The organism is Alcanivorax sp. HI0083, from assembly GCF_001635175.1.
In genome coordinates this window covers 1-1,575 of sequence record NZ_LWFX01001325.1, presented here as the reverse complement: position 1 = coordinate 1,575, position 1,575 = coordinate 1, and the positions used below count along the sequence as shown (strand labels likewise).

The window sequence follows — 1,575 nt, the reverse complement described above, 5'->3', positions numbered from 1 at the left end:
CATGTTGTTCACAACCAGGGTCGCCAGCGCTTCGCCTTCGATATCTTCGGCGATGATCAGCAGCGGCTTGCCTGCCTTGGCCACATTTTCCAGGGCCGGCAGCAGTTCGCGGATGTTGGAGATCTTCTTGTCTACCAGCAGGATGTACGGGTCTTCCAGCTCGACCTGCATCTTCTCCTGGTTGTTGATGAAGTAGGGGCTCAGGTAACCACGGTCAAACTGCATGCCCTCAACCACGTCCAGCTCGTTCTGCAGGGACTGGCCTTCTTCAACGGTGATAACACCTTCCTGGCCCACTTTTTCCATGGCCTGGGCAATGATCTCGCCCACGGATTTGTCGGCGTTGGCGGAGATGGTGCCCACCTGCTCGATGCTCTTGGTGTTGTCACACGGGGTGGACAGCTTCTTCAGCTCTTCCACCACGGCGGCCACGGCCTGGTCGATGCCGCGCTTCAGGTCCATGGGGTTCATGCCAGCGGTAACAGACTTGAGGCCTTCGTTAACGAATGCCTGAGCCAGCACGGTGGCAGTGGTAGTGCCGTCACCGGCCTCGTCGTTGGCCTTGGATGCCACTTCCTTCACCATCTGAGCACCCATGTTTTCGAACTTGTCTTCCAGTTCGATTTCGCGGGCAACGGAGACGCCATCCTTGGTGATGGACGGAGCGCCGAAGGATTTTTCCAGCACCACGTTGCGGCCTTTCGGGCCCAGGGTGACCTTGACGGCGTCAGCCAGGATGTTGACGCCTTTGGCCATACGTTGACGCGCTTCGTCACGGAACAAAATTTCTTTAGCCATGTTTTATATACCTCTGCGATTCTTTACCCAGTGATGGGCTGAATGCCCTTGCGGGCGTTCGATGTCTGTCTTGACCGGAAGAGTTACCCGGGCCGTATTCAGCGTTTAGCCTTCAACGACGGCCAGAATTTCGGCTTCGCTCATGATCAGCAGCTCTTCGCCTTCCACCTTCACGGTGGACCCTGCGTATTGGCCAAAGATCACCTTGTCGCCGGCTTTCACGTCCAGCGGGCGTACATCACCGTTTTCGGTGATCTTGCCATTGCCTACGGCGATCACTTCGCCACGAGACGGCTTCTCGGCAGCGGAACCGGGCAGCACAATACCGCCAGCGGATTTGGTTTCTTCCTCTTCACGGCGAACCAGCACGCGATCATGCAAAGGACGGATGCTCATTTTTCCTTAAACTCCCAGTTAGTTCAGTTGACACCCGAGCCGCTTCCCCGATGGGTAGAGCTCGACAGTCGCAATTAGCACTCTAACGAGTCGAGTGCTAATCATAGTAAGGACGCCAGAACAGTCAACAGGAAATACCGGCCTTAGCCGGTGGCCTCTTGCCTGCCTGCTGGGCGTGGGATGGGGTCGTAACGGCGGGATTCAAGGGCGGGCGAGGAAAAAATCCTCCGGCCGGGTCCGCGCCAACATCACTAATGTCTCGCGCACCTGCCCGGCGTCTTCCGCCCGGGCCGGGAACGGTAGCCGACGCAACCGCGCCTCGTGCCAGAGCCACGCACCCCAGGGGTCCACGGCCAACATCTGCGCCCCCTGCCCCGGCGC

General features: G+C 58.6%; 2 protein-coding genes and 1 pseudogene. All 3 read right to left on the bottom strand.

Annotation, left to right across the window (positions count from 1 at the left end; genetic code table 11):
* The coding region (gene groEL / locus A3754_RS19765; protein WP_156497106.1) for a chaperonin GroEL at positions 1–798 on the bottom strand (798 nt) is incomplete at its 3' end.
* Between the two features lie 105 nt (positions 799–903).
* Entirely contained in the window at positions 904–1,194 is a 291-nt protein-coding gene (gene groES / locus A3754_RS19760) for a co-chaperone GroES (RefSeq protein WP_063521059.1), read from the bottom strand.
* Positions 1,195–1,395: 201 nt separating this feature from the next.
* Positions 1,396–1,575, bottom strand: a pseudogene (locus A3754_RS28610) (DUF2470 domain-containing protein); the annotation flags it as partial.